The organism is Microcystis sp. Msp_OC_L_20101000_S702, from assembly GCF_007095705.1.
Taxonomy (GTDB): Bacteria; Cyanobacteriota; Cyanobacteriia; order Cyanobacteriales; family Microcystaceae; genus Microcystis; species Microcystis ichthyoblabe_A.
This window is the reverse complement of record NZ_SFBO01000134.1, coordinates 1-16,483: the sequence shown is the minus strand read 5'-3', so window position 1 is coordinate 16,483 and position 16,483 is coordinate 1. Positions and strand designations below refer to the sequence as shown.

Here is a 16,483-nt window from a genome sequence, read left to right as displayed (position 1 = left end):
AATTTATTTATACTGAACCAGTATATTGACTTATAAAGTATTTTTGATACAACTGACAACTGACAATTGCTTTATTTTCTCTGAGTTTAATTAAACCCATACTATTAAGTTTATAAGCAATAATTGGATCGACTATCATTGGTTGATTCCCTTGACAAATCTGTTGAAAAACATCGGCAAGTTCGGGTTGTTTTTGTAAAGTGACCCAGTGAAGCTGTAAATGAGAGGAATAAATCCCCGTTAATGTAGTTGCTGATTTGATTAAATCTGGCATCGTGATTCGCTCTTGGCTAAGATGATAAATCGCTAAATGAATCAAGGCAGGATGTCCCCCCACTAAGTCGATCAACTGTTGAATTTCGTTGATTGCTAATTCATTTAATTGATATTTTTTTGCCAATTCTGCCACTTGTTCTTGATCAAAACCCTGTAACTCTATGGGTAATCCCACATTAAAAGGAGACTGTTCTAATCGCAGAGAAACATAAGATTCTGTGGATTGAACAATAATTAAACGTAATTTCTGCCACAGGGGAGATCGCTTAGATTCTTCATAACAATCTCTGATTAAAGGTAAAAAATCTTCCGCTACTTTCGGATGTTCAAAGACTCGATGCACTTCATCTAAAGCTAATATCAGTGGCTGTTTTATCTCTCGTAAAATATACTCTTCAAAATAAATTGTCCAACTCATTTTAATTCCTATATCTTCATCCCAATAATCATCTAATTTGGCTTCTAAATTCAACTGCCGAGCGCAATTACGGCAAATCCAGCGTAAGAACTTGTTAAAATTTGCGATGACGTCTCGGTCTGCTTTTTGTAAATCTAACCTAACAATTCGATAATCTAATTCTTGTTGACAAGCCTCTAAAATTGTTAATAATAAAGACGTTTTTTCCCATTTGTTAGGAGCTTTAATGCGTACTAACGCCCCAGAGCGGTCGATTTCCTCGATAATTTTTGCTTCAAGGTTTGTTTGTTTCAGATAGTAAGGGGAATTATAGAGAACAGGAGCATCGGGGTATTCTGTCCGCTCATTTTTGGGATATTCCCTACTGTGATACTGAGGCGATTTAGAGTTGGTAAAATGAGATTGTAGTCTAGATAAAAAATTTTTTTTATTGATCGTTTCTCCGATCAGTTGCGAGACTCTATAATAGAGTCCTGGGGCAACTACATTGGCAAGATAGCTGCTACTATAACCATTTTCTTGGGCAATTTCTTGATAGTTCTTTTTCTGCCAAAGTCCTCGCAATAATAATTGTTCTGTGTCATTGAGACAGCGATTCTCAAGCTTGAGCAGTTGCCCATTAAGAATCTCTTGGATTTCCTCGAATTTCATTATTTTTGTCTAAGGTAAGAAGATTTGATGGAATAGATTATTTGATTTTTCAGTTCCGTTGCAGCCGGAAACATTGAATCTTGAAATAACGGCAGCGATTCAAACTGGAATTGGTATATTTGACAGACAAGCTGACGAGAACCAGTAACCGACAAAATTGTGCGATGGCAACCCTGAGAGGGATTAATTTCCCCCCTTGCTAGGAAATTATAGCATTTCTTGTCAAGGTCAATTACACGGCAGCAATTATCTCTTGATCATTTCTATCAAAACCCCTAAGTCTTCCGCGTCTAACTCCTTGATAATCCTATTAAGAATTAATTCGGAAAAATCCTCACAGGAGTTGACTAGACAGGGTTTTAGCAATCAGATGTACTGCATTTAAACTGCTTATTCGCAATTTAAATGCAGTGGATGCTCCCAATCTTGCCAACAACTCTGAACAGTTACTGTTCATCCTTCAATACACTTGCTCCCAAAGCTTTTAGGGTTTCTTGTAGCATTTCAGCGCGAGAGATATTACCCTGATCTTTCAATAATTGTAGGCCTTTTTGCCAAATCTCGATCGCCTCATTATAACTACCGAAAACTATATAAGCCACCCCTAGATTTTGGTAAATAGTGGGATTATCGGGGTTTAACTTGAGAGCTTTTTTATAAGCTTTAATCGATTCTGGTAGCCGGTGCAGTTGTTTGAGAACCAGTCCTAAATTATAGTAACCATCGGCATAGCTAGGATCAATTTCTACGGTTTTCTCAAAGACAGATAAGGCAGCTTCGTATTTTTCTGCTTCGTACAATAACCCACCTAAATTATTATAAGCACCCAGTTTTAATTTATCTAAAATTGGCTGCTTAATCGCTTTAACAAAATGATCGCCTGATTGCTTAAATTCCTCCACTGAATAATAATAATTAGCGAGATGATAATATAACTCGTATAAAATATGTGGATTAGAGCCATGGCATTTTAAACCATGTTTGAGCAGCTTAAAACCCTCTTTATCCCTGCCAATCTTCAGATATAACCCTCCCAATTTACTACACACATAGGGATCGTGGGGATGTTGTTGATAAAAACCCTCCATCGCTTTTCTTGCCCGTTCAAACTTATCTAGGCTGGCTATTTTATCGACGGTGTAACCGTAGTGAAAGATCGCAATTTCTGGCAGTTCAACTATTTTCCAACCCGGTTCTTTTTTTAATAAAATAGCCACATTATCATCAATAATTGAGTGATAGGGACGGGTAAAAGTGACTTGAGGATGTCGGCGAAATAGCCGCGAAATTAGAGAATAGGGTGATTGTATGGCTCCGATTTCATGGCGGATTAAATTAATAACTAAATTTTCCTCTTTTTCCATAGCCCGACGCATTTTCGGTACGATAGCAGGATTTAATTCCTCATCGGCATCAAGAACTAAAATCCAATCGCCAGTAACATATTTTAAAGCCTCATTTCTGGCCTCGGAAAAATTCCCCCGCCAATCGTAGCTAGGAACTATAGCACCGTAACTTTTAGCAATAGCAATCGTATCATCGGTCGAACCCGTATCCATAACGATCATCTCATCCACCACCTCTTTAACGCTATCCAAACAGCGCCGGAGATTTTCGGCTTCATTTTTGACAATCATGCAGAGACTAAGTTTAGGCATAACTTTATCAACTCTAGCGGTTAATCTTGAGCGATAGCAGCTGATCAATAACCCACTGATTACCACTCATCGATTATTAATTATCTTCCGAGTCTATCTTAAACCGTTCTACCGAAGAAAGCAGCTCCCGGGAGATACTCACCAATTTTTGCAAAGAACCCGCCACCTGTTGAGATTCTTGGGAAGTTTCCTGAGCGGTTAACTCCACCGACTGCATAACTTGGGCGACATTGAGGGAATTTTCCCGTTGTTTGACCGTATCGGCGGTAATCGATCGCACCAGCGTATCGATGCGGTTAGAAACTTGGATAATATCTTCTAGGGACTTCTTGGCCTGTTCCGAGCGCTCGGTGACATCGATAACCTGTTGAATCCCTTCCTCCATTGCCATCATTACCGAACCCGTTTCCGATTGAATCTGTAAAACGATCTGTTCAATTTCCTTAAGAGATTTAGCCGATCTATAGGCTAACTGACGTACCTCATCGGCCACCACCGCAAAACCGCGGCCTGCATCTCCTGCTCGCGCCGCTTGAATCGAGGCATTAAGAGCCAATAAATTGGTTCGCGAGGCAATCTGAGAGACTACTGCGACAATTTTCGAGATTTCCTGGGAAGCTTCTGCCAAACGCTTGACTTTTCGCGCCGTTTCTGATACCGTGTCGCGGATTTGCAGAATTCCCGCCACGGTTCTTTCCACGGAATCGCCCCCCTTGAGAGCGGTGATCGAGGAAGTGCGGGCGACTTCTTCGGCTTCTCTGGCGTTTTCTGCCACCCTTTGAATTGAGTCGGTCATCATCTGTACCGAATTAAGGGTGACGGCCAACTCCTCCGCCATCCGCAGGGCATCGCTAGACTGATTGCGGGCGAAAGATTCACTATTGGTACTGGCTTGATTCACCTGTTTTGCCGCTTTTTTCACCTGTCGGACAATTTCGCGCAGGTTTTGGATCGTCAAATTAAAAGCATCGGCCACCGCCCCTAAAACATCGGCACTTACCTCCGCTTCCACTGTCAGATCCCCCCGAGCCGCTCCTTCCACATCATCGAGAAGTCGAATTACTTGCCTTTGTAGATTTTTCCGTTCCCGTTCCGTTTCGGCGGCGCGGCCTTGGGCCAAGGTGGTGATAGTTGCCACCACCTGGGCCATCTGATTGAAACGATTGGCCAGTTGACCAAATTCATCTTCCGAGTAGATCGTCGCTTTAGCGTTAAAATTGCCTTCCGAAAGATGATCGAATTGGCTTTGCAAATCGTCGAGACTGCGCTTAATTTGACTAATTAGCAACTGTAAACCTAGCCAAGTTAGGGCAAAGGTTCCCAATCCAGTTAATAACATCATTGCTGGTTTCGGTTGACTCCAAGGAGAAAGGCTGGCTGGTGCTGGTGGTATTGGGGCTGGTTTGGGGGCAACTTTTGCAGAAAGCCAAGAGGTGGTGCTAACGGCAAAAATTAACACCACTGGGGTAATACCCGCTAAAGCCGCTAAAATTAGTTGCTTTTTGCCCAAAGAAGCATTGACAAAAAAGGCTAATTTGCCCGGATTGACTTCCACCACTGGCCCGAGCAGGCGCTCGGAAACAGGGCCAAGATGACTATCTCTTTTGTCATCGGGGATTTCTAGACGAGAAGGATGAAAACTAGGCTCTCCCACAGCAGAACTGGCATTAAGGCTCGCCCTGGGTTCGGGGACAAAACCAGCAGTTAAAGCTTCCTCTCCCGAACCGGTAAATAGCTCCGATTCCCCCAGTTCTTCGCCTATATCCGTCAGACGCAGTTGGGAAAAACCGTCTAAATCCTCATCATTGAGTTTTAGTTCTCTAAAATCTCTGGCTTCGTCCTCCTCGTATCTTTTTTGAGTCACTCTGCCCTGATTAAGGTCAGTTTTCGCCGCTTGTCGGCGGGGCAGTTCCGGGTCAATGGCAAAAGTGCTTGTTTCTGGGGCATCGGCATAGGATAACTCCTGATCTCGACCGGTGACGGGATTTTCCCGCCAGTCAGCCGTAAAAGTGGCTTCTCCCGTTGATCCTAACCCACCGCCCCACCCTTCCTGCAGCGGGTCAATCTCCGCTGCTTCCAAAAAGGGGAAAGGGGGTTCTCCATCCGCAGAATCCCCGGACCACTGGGAACCGTGAGAGCCTGAACCAGCCAGGATAAGGGAACTAAAGGCGGTTGCCTCGGATTCCCCAAAATCATCGCCATAGGAATCAACTGTACCCGCCGTAGGCTCTCCGAAATCCTCGTCATTGAAAAGACCACTATCCCAGTCCACTACCTCCTGTTGTCGCTCGATAGCAGCCGCTTGCGACCCCCCGGACAAAGAATTGCTGAAACCTTGACTGGGATCGAAACCTGCCTCGCTGTAGGCAATGCTTTCCGCAGCGGCGATCATAAAATCTCCATTCTCGGCTTCAAAACGCAATTGCTGAATCTGATCGAGACCCCGTCGAGCATAATCTACCAGCTCAAAGAAATTGGCAGAATTTTTGGCCAATTCCAGCACTTTTTCGTAACGTCCCTCGGCCAAGCTGTATTGTTGTAGTCCGACATAAATGTGTCCCTGTAAAAGGATGACGTTGGCATCATCGGGATGCCTGCTGATCATTTCTTTGACAATGACGGCGGCATCCTCAAGGTTGCCCTGGCAATAGGCGGTGTTCGCCTTGCCATAGAGTTTCGCATATTCTTTCCCTGACGGCATTTGTCCCTCCCCTAGTAAAGATAAAGTGGTGAAGTAGTTAGTAGTTTCAAGAAATAATTACTATAAATTCTATTCTGCTATTTTTTTGAGGTTTTAAGCCGCCCAACGGCTAGAACGGAGTATGCCCAGATGATCGAGTAGTCTTAAGGTTTTTTTTGATTCTTGGCCCAGAATCCACTCTCCCCGCACATAGGGGGCGATCTGATCGGGAATACTGACGACACTACCTAGTTTATCTGGGTCGAGCCATTTCATATCTCCCAAACGTTGCACCGCTAAACCGAGGATCGTTTCCTGTTCTTCAATCACAATTACAGGGATTTCGGCTCGATCGGTGTTTAAGGGGCTGCTATCCCCCAAAAATTGCCCGATATCCGCCACCCAGATCACTTGACCCCGAAGATTGATCGTGCCGAGAAGCAAGGGTGAAGCATTGGGAATGGGGGTAATGCGATCGACTGGTTGCTGCATCACCTCGCGAATACCCACGGAACTAAGGGCAAACTCGTCCTGAGAGGGTAGATAAAATCGCAAGTACAGTTCACCGACGGGAGTTTCTAATTCCTGAGTGTCGGGGGCGGTATTTTGAGCGTCACCAGTAAAAAAATCGGTATCGTTAAGCATTTGTTTTGTTCTCCTGTAAGTAGGGTTTGCTGAAAAAGTTTGTTGGTGGGGTTAGTAGCCGGTCGTCAGTAGCCGGTCGTTTCAGGCTTTGTTGCCCTCTTTTTTTGTACCAGCTTATGTACTATAAAAAGGATAATGCAAGGTTTTTGAATGTCCCAATCCTATATTCTTGTACTAACATCGGATTTTAACAGGTCAAAAGCCTTATTTTAAAAGGGTTTTACCATTATTCAGCAAGCCTTAAGTAATATTTGGGGCGGCGTTTTTAGCTATCTCGACCTATACCATGACTAGACTGTCCCTGGTGAAGGCGATTTTATCGGCGCAGCAGTTGTTTAACGATGCAAATGAACTCAATCGGTTCAAAGGGTTTGACAATGTAGGCATCGGCTCCGATTTTCGGTTCTTCCGAACTTACACTGTAGAAAATTCCTCAAGCTCCCTCTCTGCACAGCAAGGCTCTAAAGTTGATAAATATCAATCTAACAAAAACTCAAAGCCTTAGTGTACAAGCTTTACAAGCATGAGTTGTTGATAGTTTTACATGACAGGTTCGGTAGAACCCGATTTTCATGCCCTCTCAACCAGCAGTCATAACTCATTTTCGCTCAAAGGTTTGCTTAAATAATCGGTTGCCTCCACCATTTTGGCTTTTACCCTTGCCAGTGGCCCCCCCTTGACTGGTTAAACCGTCGAGTTTTGGTAGGGCGATATCCCAGAGAATGAGAGCAGCTTCGATCACTATAGCCTGAGCGAGAGCTTCTTAGGGAAAAGATCCCAGGAATAGTTGGAATTTTCTAAAATACTCTCGACTTTTTCACCAATACTAAGATCGTCATCAATAGTTCTCCGGTTCTTTGTCCTAGTTCAATCAATTGTAAAATACTGGGAATGTCAATCTCATTGAAGCTTCCTTGCCTAATTTCTCGGAATCTCCCCCACTAGACGCTATTTCTTTTAGTCTAGAATAACCTAGAGCAGTTATCTTAATGGTGAGGTACGAAGTCTCTGGTCTTGGGCAATACTGGAAGAGGAGGTGTTAGTCTGGAGATGATGCCAAGTCTCGTCATACTTCATCTTGAGAAGAAACGCTGTCTTCCTTGCTCTTGTCACTAATAATAAATCTGATAAGCTAATTATGTAAGATATTTTTCAGTAAGCTTTGCTGCATTTAAACTAGCTTTGGCAATTTTCAGTACAAAAGGTCTAGCTTTCTATCCTTGCCTCTCGCTCTCACGCCGTCTTAAACGATAATTTAGATGTGTGGTCAGCTTATTCAAACTGCAGCCAGAGGTAAAAGGGGTCAGAAAACATCAGCCGATTTATGAGATTGACTGCCAAATTTTTTGAGACTAGGTCAGTAAATTGGTGCTTAAAAATCTTCAAAAATTTAAAATTTTCCAGTGGGTAAGAGGAAAAATTGAGGACAAATGTATGTCTCAAAAAGAAAAACTTGAATAATAGAAATTAAAAATTTTTTGGCAGCCGATCGGTACACTGAAACTATAGACAGGCCGCTCCTAGCCTCGATCACCAACTCTCTCTAAAACCAATTACAAAAACTTTCATCACACAGGAAGACTAATCGTGCTATACCTTGCAGAAGTAAAAAAACAGACTAGAGGTTTTATCAGTGGTTACAAAACCGAATTGAAACTATTGGCCTGTCAGCATAAAGATCAGACGTGGAGTGCCATAGCGGGAAACGATATTTTAACCTGCGACGAAACTAACTCCATAGGAGAAGGTGCGCTTCTCTTGGTGAATTTGAGCGATAATCGTCAACTGCAAGGAAAACCGGAATTAGCGGGAGCGGAGATCGTGCGACAACTGCAAAAGATTTCCCGTTTGATCGAACGCAATAAGGAAGATCAAGAGAAAATCGCTCAGTGGAAACAATCCCTCACCTATCAAAGCGAGATTCTCAACCGCCAGAAAATGGAAATGGAGGAAAGAATTGAGCAAATTGAGCGCATAGAAGTAGAATTCGATTATTTAGAGGGCAAAAAACAAGAACTGGAAAACCTAAAACAACAATTGATAGAGCAACAGCGACACCTGGAAGAAGAACAAATAAATTTCAACTCCTTCCCCAATCTTTCCCCAGAACAACAACAATTTATTCGCTCTCTAGCGGAGAGTTTAGCCAATAATCACGATCTGGGTAATTCTCCCTCACAAATTCTCTATTCAACTCTTGAATCTGTGCAGGGACAACAGACAATTTTAAATAGTTGTTGGCAAAGTTTAGAGGAGCAGAAAAAAGCTGTAGAAAATCGCCAGGTCGTCAACGAACAAATGCTCAATCATCTCAAACAAAGAGCCAGGGAATTAAAGACAAGTCGCAGTGTTTTGGAAACAGCGAAAATACAACTACAAATACAAGAAACTGTTCTGAGTCAAAAACAGGAATTATTCGATCACCTTAACCTCACCCTACAAACCACTGATTCTACTCGACAAATGCTCCTTCGTCTCGCCCAAGCAGCAGACCTAGATTTTGATGGTAAAATCGATCTAGAAGCTCTTGAAAAAATGCCTTTAGAAAAATTGGAGAGCTTAGTTAACAATTTACAAACAGACCTCGATCGCTTGGAAATTTTTGTCAACGACCAAGAGGAAGAATTAACTCTCCAATCTCAAACCGTGGAAGAATTAGAGGCAAGAATGGCCACAATAGATGAATCCCAGCGAGCTAATTTAGAGGCGGAATTAGCCGAGGAACAGGAGAGAAAAGGAATGCTGGCAGAAACTTTGTTCGGACAAAGACGGAATCTTCGGGAAAGGCAAGCTATTTGCTCTCAACATCTGAAAATTCTGCAACGCAGACAGGGAATTTTATCCCCAGAAGATGCCCAAAAATGTAGCTTTGAACCAGTGTTAATTCTCCTGGAGGATAGTTATCAAAATAATCTCCAAGAAAGTCAACGTTTAGCCGCAGAAATCAAGGAGCTACAAGAGGATTTACAAAAAAACAGAGATACTATTGATGAGCAATGCTCGGATTTAGAGCAAAAAACTCGTGAATTTGAAGAACAGGAGCGACAATGGCGCGATGCTAATCTGGCATTAGTGCGTTTAAAAACTCAGATGCAACAGTACGAAACTTTTCTGCAACCCGTGCAGGATCATCTCGATCAAATCCATCAAAAACTAGAAAATATCTCCCATTGGTTTATACCTATGGAATCTAATGTTATTGAATATCATTAAGCTATTAACAGTTAGGCTTAATTAGGGTTTCTGAACAAATAATACAGGGTAATTCAGAAAAAGATTTCTCCCTTCTTGCCGATAACTTTTATAGCTTTTTATCTATGGATAAAATAATTTAGATCAATTTAACTCTAGGTTAGATGTGATATAGACTAGGACTAGTAATTTATACTCAGATAGCTATGAGACAATCCGATCGAGAAATAATGATTTTAGCGGCTGTGGCCTCCCTCTTAGCGGTGGTGGCGGAAGTAGCGATCGCTTTTTAGATAAAAAAAACTGATTTATGGGGTTAAATTCTGCCAAAATTGACAATCAATGCCGAGCAAAGATATCGATAGAATGCTCGTAACAGGGGCGGCAATTGCGATCGCCTCGTTCAGGGAAATTAAAGCATGAGTTTTAGTGTAACGGGCCAGGTAAAAAGAATCGAAATAGGCACGGGAACTTGGGCATTAATTGCCGATAACGGTCAAACCTACGAATTAATGGAACCGCCCGCCGAATTAATCCAAACAAAGGCAAAAGTGACAGTTATAGGTCAAATTCGCTCGGATGTGATGACTCTGGCCATGATCGGTCCAATTTTACAAGTGACCTCCTTTCAATCCCTGCCATGAAGCCGCAAAATACCGTTTAAAAACGGGCAAAAACCGCTTTTTAAGCCTGTAATCTCGAAAAATTGCCGTAATTGTCCCTCAGCTATACGAGAAAGAAAAATTGTCAAGAAGACCCTAATGGTTGATTTTTTCGAGAATAATCGGGAAATTTTGAATAATCATACTACAATAGACAGCAACTTTGTCTTAGGAACATCGGAATCACCTAAACCGATCTATCTGATTGGTTTAACTCGTAGTTACCTAAGTTGGCGTGAGGAGTGGACTGAATGAATTTGCGCGATAATGCTTTAACGATTCTGCAAGAAACGAGTCGAACTTTTTATATTCCCATAAGTCGTTTACCGGATCGTCTGCTCGAGGCAGTAGCCTCAGCTTATCTCTGTATGAGGGCGATCGATGAAGTAGAAGACCATCCAGACCTAGATAACTTCAGTAAAGCCCAGATATTAAGACAAATTAGCCTGAATTTACAAGCAGGTACCCAAAATTCTACCAAAGAGGATTTTACTTTTGGCTTAGTCCATCGGGAGATTTTGCCGGAAGTCACCCTGAGAATTGGCGAATGGGCAATGTTAGCACCGGATTCGATCGCCCCCCGGGTTTGGGATGCCACGGCGGCCATGGCCGATCGCATGGCCTACTGGGCTGGGAATAACTGGGATATTCGCACAGAAGTGCAATTAGATCAATATACCTTTAGTGTGGCCGGTGCCGTGGGTTTATTGCTGTCTGACCTCTGGAATTGGTACGACGGCACTCAAACTAATCGCAGTTATGCCATCGGTTTTGGTCGGGGTTTACAAGCGGTTAATATTGCCCGCAACCATGGCGAGGATCTGCGCCGGGGGGTAAGTTTTCTGCCCCAGGGTTGGACAATTAGTGATATTCATAATTATGCCCGTCGTAATCTGAAATTAGCCGATTATTACACTCAATCGCTGCCCCAAGGGCCAGCACTCGATTTTTGTAAGATTCCCCTCGCTTTAGCCCATGGCACTCTCGAAGTCCTAGCGTTAGGTAAGGAAAAACTCAGCCGCAGCGATGTCATCGCTTTGGTACAACAAATTACCCGTTAGAGGAAATCACAATTAAAATTGCCCACGATCGCTCTTCCAAAGTCAGGAATCACAAGCGTGGGCAAAAAACCGGTGAAGTTCAGTAACTTAGAACAAACCGAGAGTTAAAGATATATCGATGGGGAAAGTGGCACCAATACCTAACCAAATCGTGACCACAGTACCAAATAGGAAGATAGCGGTAGCGACGGGACGACGGAAGGGATTTTGGAATTTATTGACGCTTTCAATAAAAGGAACTAACATCAAGCCTAGGGGAACGCCAGCCATGCAAGCGATACCTAGGAGTTTGTTAGGAAGAATGCGGAGAATTTGGAAAACGGGATAAAGATACCACTCTGGCAGAATTTCTAGGGGAGTAGCGAAAGGATCGGCAGGTTCACCGATCATGGTGGGATCCATAATCGCTAAACCGGTGCAGAGTCCGATCGTACCAAAGATAACCACCGGGAAGACATAGAGCAGATCGTTAGGCCAAGCGGGTTCACCGTAGTAGTTGTGACCCATCCCTTTAGCCAACTTAGCGCGCAGAGCGGGATCGCTGAGATCGGGCTTTTTTAATGTGGACATGGATAATGTCTCCTAAAAATGATTTCGGATCGACAGAGATATTTTTCTGAATTATAGAGGCCCAGAAATGCCTTGTTTACGGATCATCAAGAAATGTAGCAACATGAAGACCGCGATCGACCAGGGTAGTACAAAAGTATGTAAGCTGTAGAAACGGGTTAAAGTTGCTTGACCGACGCTTTCGCTACCGCGCATCAGGGTGACGAGTTGATCACCGACGACGGGAATAGCAGCAGGTACACCGGAAACAATTTTAACCGCCCAGTAACCCACCTGATCCCAGGGTAAGGAGTAACCGGTGACACCGAAGCTAACGGTGATTACGGCCAGGACAACCCCAGTTACCCAGGTTAATTCGCGAGGTTTTTTGAATCCACCGGTCAGGTAAACGCGGAAAACGTGCAGGATCATCATTAAGACCATCATACTGGCGGACCAGCGATGGATAGAACGAATTAACCAGCCAAAGTTAACTTCGTTCATGATGTACTGTACGGAGGAGAGGGCCTCTGCTACGGTGGGTTTGTAGTAGAAGGTCATGGCGAAACCAGTGGCAAACTGGATCACGAAGCACACAAGGGTGATGCCACCCAGACAGTAGAAGATATTGACGTGAGGGGGAACGTATTTGGTGCTGATATCATCAGCGATCCCTTGAATTTCTAAGCGTTCCTCAAACCATTGATAGGCTTTAGAATCCGTTACTTGTTTGGTAAACATCGCGTAACCAGTAAGAAAAATGAAAGATTTAATGTGTGACCTTTAAAAAATGTAACACAGTTTTCAGGTCTAATTCTCGCTCCGGTCAGGTTTCTCCACCGGTGGGGATCGATTGGCGATCGCTAGGGACGAAAAACGGCTAACTTCCTAAAATTTCCCTTAAAATGTCTCCTAGACTACAAAAAATCAGGCCAATTGTCCGACACTGGGAATAGGTAAGGTATGAAATGAGGTCAGCGTGCTATTAAATACCTACGATCCCGAAGGCTTCTACGACGAACTATTCTTAGATGATGGTCAACCTCGTCCCCACTCGTCCCCTTTAATCAAATGGTTGCAGAATCTGCCACCCCTAGAACTTCAACAACACCGGGAAACGGCTCAGTCGGCCCTGTTTGAATTGGGGGTGACTTTCAATGTCTATAGCGACAATCAAGGGGTGGAAAAAATCTTTCCTTTTGATATTATTCCCCGAATTGTCTCGGCTGAGGACTGGGATTATTTAGAAAGAGGACTGAAACAACGCATCAAAGCTCTCAATCTTTTTCTCTCCGATATCTACAATGACCAGTTAATCATTAAAGATGGTATTATTCCCCCCGAATTAATCGCCTCGGCGACGGGATTTCTGAAACCCTGTGTGGGACTGAAACCCGCCGGAGGTATCTGGTGTCACATCACGGGAACCGATTTAGTCCGCGATAAAGATGGTCAATGGTACGTTTTAGAGGATAATTTGCGGGTTCCTTCCGGTATTTCTTATGTCCTCGAAAATCGTCGGGTAATGAAAAGCACTTTCCCCGATATTTTCCAGACAATGAATGTTAAACCGGTGGATGATTATCCTTCCCATCTGTTGGAAACTCTCCTTAATTTAGCCCCAGCCCAATTACCTAATCCCACCGTGGTGGTTTTAACCCCCGGAACCTATAATTCTGCCTACTTTGAACATTCTTTTATTGCCCAACAAATGGGGGTAGAATTAGTGGAAGGGCGTGATTTAGTTGTCTTTGATGGTTATCTACAAATGAAAACCACCAAGGGATTAAGACGGGTAGATGTGGTCTATCGTCGCCTCGATGATGACTTTTTAGATCCGGCGGTTTTTCGTCCCGATTCGATGTTAGGTGTACCCGGATTATTAAAAGTTTTCCAGGAAGGTCGCGTCGCTTTAGCTAATGCCCCGGGTACGGGAGTCGCCGATGATAAGGTTATTTATGCTTTTGTCCCCGATATGATTCGTTATTATCTGGGAGAAGAAGCGATTTTAAATAACGTTCCTACCTATCTTTGTTGGCGAGAAAAGGACTTAGATTATGTCTTAAATAATCTCGATAAATTAGTTGTGAAAGCCGCTAATGAGTCGGGAGGTTATGGGATGTTAGTCGGTTCTCAAGCTACCCCCGAACAAAGGGCAGAATTCGCCCCACGCATTGCTGCTAATCCCCGCAATTATATCGCTCAACCGGTGTTAAGTCTTTCTAGGGTTCCCACTTTAATTGACACGGAAGTTGAAGGTCGTCATGTGGATTTACGTCCCTATATTCTCCATCGTGGCGATGAAATTTATGTGCATCCAGGGGGGTTAACTCGCGTGGCTTTGAAAAAGGGTTCTTTAGTGGTTAATTCTTCTCAAGGTGGTGGCAGTAAAGACACTTGGGTTTTAACCAAGTAATCAGGACAATAATCAAAATTTTGGTGGGTTACTAACCCACCCTACCCTTTTCTTTTTCCTTTTCACTTTTTCCCAGTTAATTATGCTTAGTAGAGTTGCTGATTCAATTTATTGGTTAAATCGCTATATTGAACGGGCAGAAAATGTCGCCCGGTTTATGGATGTTAATCTTAATTTAATGTTAGATGTACCTACCAGCGTTTTGCAACAGTGGGAACCTTTGGTTTTAACCACGGGAGATTTAGAACAATTCAAGAAACGTTACGGCACAGCCACCGCAGAAAATGTGATCAATTTCTTGACATTTGACACGGAATATAGTAACTCAATTATCTCTTGTTTGCGCTGGGCCAGAGAAAATGCTCGGTCAGTTCGCGAGATTATTTCTTCGGAAATGTGGGAACAGGTTAATGGTTTTTTCTTGATGGTAAAAGACGCTTCCTCTTACCATCCTCAAACTACTTTACCGAACTTTTTTACCCAAGTTAAATTAGCTAGTCACCGTTTTGCGGGGGTAATGGATGCAACGATGACTCATAATGAAGGTTGGCATTTTGGCGTTATGGGAAGATTACAGGAACGCGCCGATAAAACCGCCAGAATTCTTGATGTTAAATACTATTATCTCTTGCCTTCCGCCCAATGGGTAGGAACTTCTCTAGACCAAATTCAATGGATTGCTTTACTGCGGTCGGTGAGTGCCTACGAAATGTATCGTAAATGTCAACGACGGATTACTCCTAGTGACGTGGCCGAATTTTTAATTCTTAATCGAGAATTTCCTCGCTCAATTCACTTTTGTCTGCGGGAATTAGACCACTGTTTACATCAAGTTACCGGTACTCCTGTAGGAACTTGGGGCAATTCAGTAGAAAGAAGTTTAGGGCGACTTTGTGCCGAAATGAGTTATCTAACTATCGAGGATGTTATTGAAATGGGATTGCATGAATTCCTCGACCATATTCAAAAAAGAGTTAATGATGTGGGAATAAAAATGACAGAAACTTTCTTTGTTTTTAATCCCGAACTTGCCTCACCTCTGCCAGTAAATAACTTTCAATATCAATCCCAATTAACAACTTAATGCGTTATCACATTCGGCATCAAACCAACTATTTCTATAATCAACCCGTGATTTTATCGCCTCATCTGCTGCGCTTGCGGCCAAAATCCGATGGTGGGCAAACTTTGCGAGAGTTCACGCTCAAAATTAACCCAGAACCTTTAACAATAACTAATATTATCGACCTCGATGGCAATTCTTGTTTACAAATTTGGTTTAATCAACCGACGGAAGAATTATTGATTGATGTGGTAAGTGAAGTGGAAACCCATGGGGTTAATCCTTTTCAGTATTTGTTGGAACCTTGGGCGACCTGTTTACCCTTTGATTATCCTATTTCTCTCCACAGTCAATTACAACCCTACAGACAATTCTATGGGTTAAATAATGACCCTGATATGGCAGCATTAGCCCAAGAAATTATGCAGGAAACTGAGGGACAGGTGCTATCTTTCCTGTTTAATCTTAATGACAAAATTTACCGCAATTGTCAGCAAATTATTCGTCTTACTGGAGAACCCTATCTACCCGGAAACACTTGGAAAAATAAGCAGGGTTCCTGTCGCGATTTTGTGGTTTTATTTATGGATGTGTGTCGCTGTGTGGGATTAGCTTCCCGTTTTGTCAGTGGCTATCAAGAAGGAGATTTAGACCAAGAAGAAAGACATTTACACGCTTGGGTAGAGGTGTATTTGCCGGGGGGCGGCTGGAAAGGCTATGATCCTAGCCATGGATTAGCGGTGAGTGACCGTCATATTAGCCTCGTTTCTAGTCCAATTCCCCGTTATTGCGCGCCGGTAGAGGGAAATGCTCGACCTGTTAGTCTCGGTCATCAAGTGATAGAATCTCAGCTATCATCGACAATTGCGCTCGATTTGTTATCTTGAGGGTGATTGTTTATGGCTAAAGGATTTGGCACAGCAACAAGGCGAAAAGTTTTGGGAGCGGGGCATAAATCCCCGTTACAAAAACGGCCGACCGCCTCCTGCCTTCGTTAAGAAGCCGCCGCCCTCGCCTTCTTGGGAATCTTGGCGAAACTACAGCTATCTTACCCAAAAGAAAGTCTGCCGCCATCGTTCAGGGGGTTGACGAATTGACATCCTCGCCGCCCTAAAAGTGCGGCGATTCCTAAACCTCACGATTTAAGTTTCTGCTTCCACCACCGTCGCATACCACAGTTAAAAAACCATGTACTGTCTTACACAGAGTCCA

14 protein-coding genes are annotated in these 16,483 nt (G+C 43.3%); 6 read left to right on the top strand and 8 right to left on the bottom strand.

Annotated elements, in window-relative coordinates; translation table 11 throughout:
* Window positions 1–7 precede the first annotated feature (7 nt).
* The 6 genes from EWV60_RS14410 to EWV60_RS23285 form a co-directional block, all read right to left on the bottom strand.
* On the bottom strand, window positions 8–1,345 hold the full coding sequence (locus EWV60_RS14410; protein WP_287232972.1) for an AAA-like domain-containing protein: 1,338 nt from the start codon (window positions 1,343–1,345) through the stop codon (window positions 8–10).
* A 446-nt stretch (window positions 1,346–1,791) separates the two neighbouring features.
* Window positions 1,792–3,003 carry a glycosyltransferase gene (locus EWV60_RS14405; RefSeq protein WP_287232970.1) on the bottom strand — a complete coding sequence of 404 codons (1,212 nt, stop codon included), beginning with the start codon at window positions 3,001–3,003 and terminating at the stop codon, window positions 1,792–1,794.
* A 76-nt stretch (window positions 3,004–3,079) separates the two neighbouring features.
* Window positions 3,080–5,704, bottom strand: coding sequence for a methyl-accepting chemotaxis protein (locus EWV60_RS14400; RefSeq protein WP_287232968.1), 2,625 nt, complete (start codon window positions 5,702–5,704; stop codon window positions 3,080–3,082).
* Between the two features lie 93 nt (window positions 5,705–5,797).
* Window positions 5,798–6,328 carry a chemotaxis protein CheW gene (locus EWV60_RS14395; RefSeq protein WP_002747177.1) on the bottom strand — a complete coding sequence of 177 codons (531 nt, stop codon included), beginning with the start codon at window positions 6,326–6,328 and terminating at the stop codon, window positions 5,798–5,800.
* A 598-nt stretch (window positions 6,329–6,926) separates the two neighbouring features.
* On the bottom strand, window positions 6,927–7,070 hold the full coding sequence (locus EWV60_RS14390; protein WP_002751696.1) for a hypothetical protein: 144 nt from the start codon (window positions 7,068–7,070) through the stop codon (window positions 6,927–6,929).
* A gap of 55 nt (window positions 7,071–7,125) precedes the next feature.
* Window positions 7,126–7,251, bottom strand: coding sequence for a DUF4388 domain-containing protein (locus EWV60_RS23285; RefSeq protein ID WP_080603235.1), 126 nt, complete (start codon window positions 7,249–7,251; stop codon window positions 7,126–7,128).
* A 664-nt stretch (window positions 7,252–7,915) separates the two neighbouring features.
* Between EWV60_RS23285 and hmpF the strand changes: the two genes are divergently transcribed.
* The 3 genes from hmpF to EWV60_RS14375 all read left to right on the top strand — a co-directional run bounded on the left by hmpF (window position 7,916) and on the right by EWV60_RS14375 (window position 11,243).
* Entirely contained in the window at window positions 7,916–9,541 is a 1,626-nt protein-coding gene (gene hmpF / locus EWV60_RS14385) for a pilus motility taxis protein HmpF (protein ID WP_193978426.1), read from the top strand.
* Between the two features lie 398 nt (window positions 9,542–9,939).
* Window positions 9,940–10,164 (top strand): hypothetical protein, encoded by a 225-nt coding sequence (locus EWV60_RS14380; protein WP_002751690.1) that lies wholly within the window; start codon window positions 9,940–9,942, stop codon window positions 10,162–10,164.
* Between the two features lie 269 nt (window positions 10,165–10,433).
* Complete coding sequence (locus tag EWV60_RS14375; RefSeq protein ID WP_002778818.1) at window positions 10,434–11,243, top strand: squalene/phytoene synthase family protein; 810 nt, start codon at window positions 10,434–10,436, stop codon at window positions 11,241–11,243.
* Between the two features lie 87 nt (window positions 11,244–11,330).
* Here the strand turns inward: EWV60_RS14375 and petD are convergent, their stop codons facing one another.
* Window positions 11,331–11,813 (bottom strand): cytochrome b6-f complex subunit IV, encoded by a 483-nt coding sequence (petD, locus tag EWV60_RS14370; RefSeq protein WP_002738373.1) that lies wholly within the window; start codon window positions 11,811–11,813, stop codon window positions 11,331–11,333.
* Between the two features lie 51 nt (window positions 11,814–11,864).
* A complete protein-coding gene (petB, locus tag EWV60_RS14365; protein ID WP_002738970.1) occupies window positions 11,865–12,533 on the bottom strand; it encodes a cytochrome b6 in 669 nt (222 codons plus the stop codon).
* A 238-nt stretch (window positions 12,534–12,771) separates the two neighbouring features.
* Between petB and EWV60_RS14360 the strand changes: the two genes are divergently transcribed.
* From EWV60_RS14360 to EWV60_RS14350, 3 genes are all read left to right on the top strand, one after another.
* Entirely contained in the window at window positions 12,772–14,208 is a 1,437-nt protein-coding gene (locus EWV60_RS14360; protein WP_002751687.1) for a circularly permuted type 2 ATP-grasp protein, read from the top strand.
* Between the two features lie 82 nt (window positions 14,209–14,290).
* The gene (locus EWV60_RS14355; protein WP_002751685.1) at window positions 14,291–15,292 is read left to right on the top strand and encodes an alpha-E domain-containing protein; all 1,002 of its coding nucleotides are present in this window, start codon (window positions 14,291–14,293) and stop codon (window positions 15,290–15,292) included.
* Entirely contained in the window at window positions 15,292–16,158 is an 867-nt protein-coding gene (locus EWV60_RS14350; protein ID WP_002794786.1) for a transglutaminase family protein, read from the top strand. The genes EWV60_RS14355 and EWV60_RS14350 overlap by 1 nt, the downstream gene beginning before the upstream one ends.
* Window positions 16,159–16,483 lie beyond the last annotated feature (325 nt).

Coding starts and splice junctions, on each gene's coding strand:
- EWV60_RS14410 (WP_287232972.1), bottom strand. CDS start 1,345: ATGAAATTCGAGGAAATCCAAGAGATTCTTAATGGGCAACTGCTCAAG.
- EWV60_RS14405 (WP_287232970.1), bottom strand. CDS start 3,003: ATGCCTAAACTTAGTCTCTGCATGATTGTCAAAAATGAAGCCGAAAAT.
- EWV60_RS14400 (WP_287232968.1), bottom strand. CDS start 5,704: ATGCCGTCAGGGAAAGAATATGCGAAACTCTATGGCAAGGCGAACACC.
- EWV60_RS14395 (WP_002747177.1), bottom strand. CDS start 6,328: ATGCTTAACGATACCGATTTTTTTACTGGTGACGCTCAAAATACCGCC.
- EWV60_RS14380 (WP_002751690.1), top strand. CDS start 9,940: ATGAGTTTTAGTGTAACGGGCCAGGTAAAAAGAATCGAAATAGGCACG.
- EWV60_RS14375 (WP_002778818.1), top strand. CDS start 10,434: ATGAATTTGCGCGATAATGCTTTAACGATTCTGCAAGAAACGAGTCGA.
- petD (WP_002738373.1), bottom strand. CDS start 11,813: ATGTCCACATTAAAAAAGCCCGATCTCAGCGATCCCGCTCTGCGCGCT.
- petB (WP_002738970.1), bottom strand. CDS start 12,533: ATGTTTACCAAACAAGTAACGGATTCTAAAGCCTATCAATGGTTTGAG.
- EWV60_RS14355 (WP_002751685.1), top strand. CDS start 14,291: ATGCTTAGTAGAGTTGCTGATTCAATTTATTGGTTAAATCGCTATATT.
- EWV60_RS14350 (WP_002794786.1), top strand. CDS start 15,292: ATGCGTTATCACATTCGGCATCAAACCAACTATTTCTATAATCAACCC.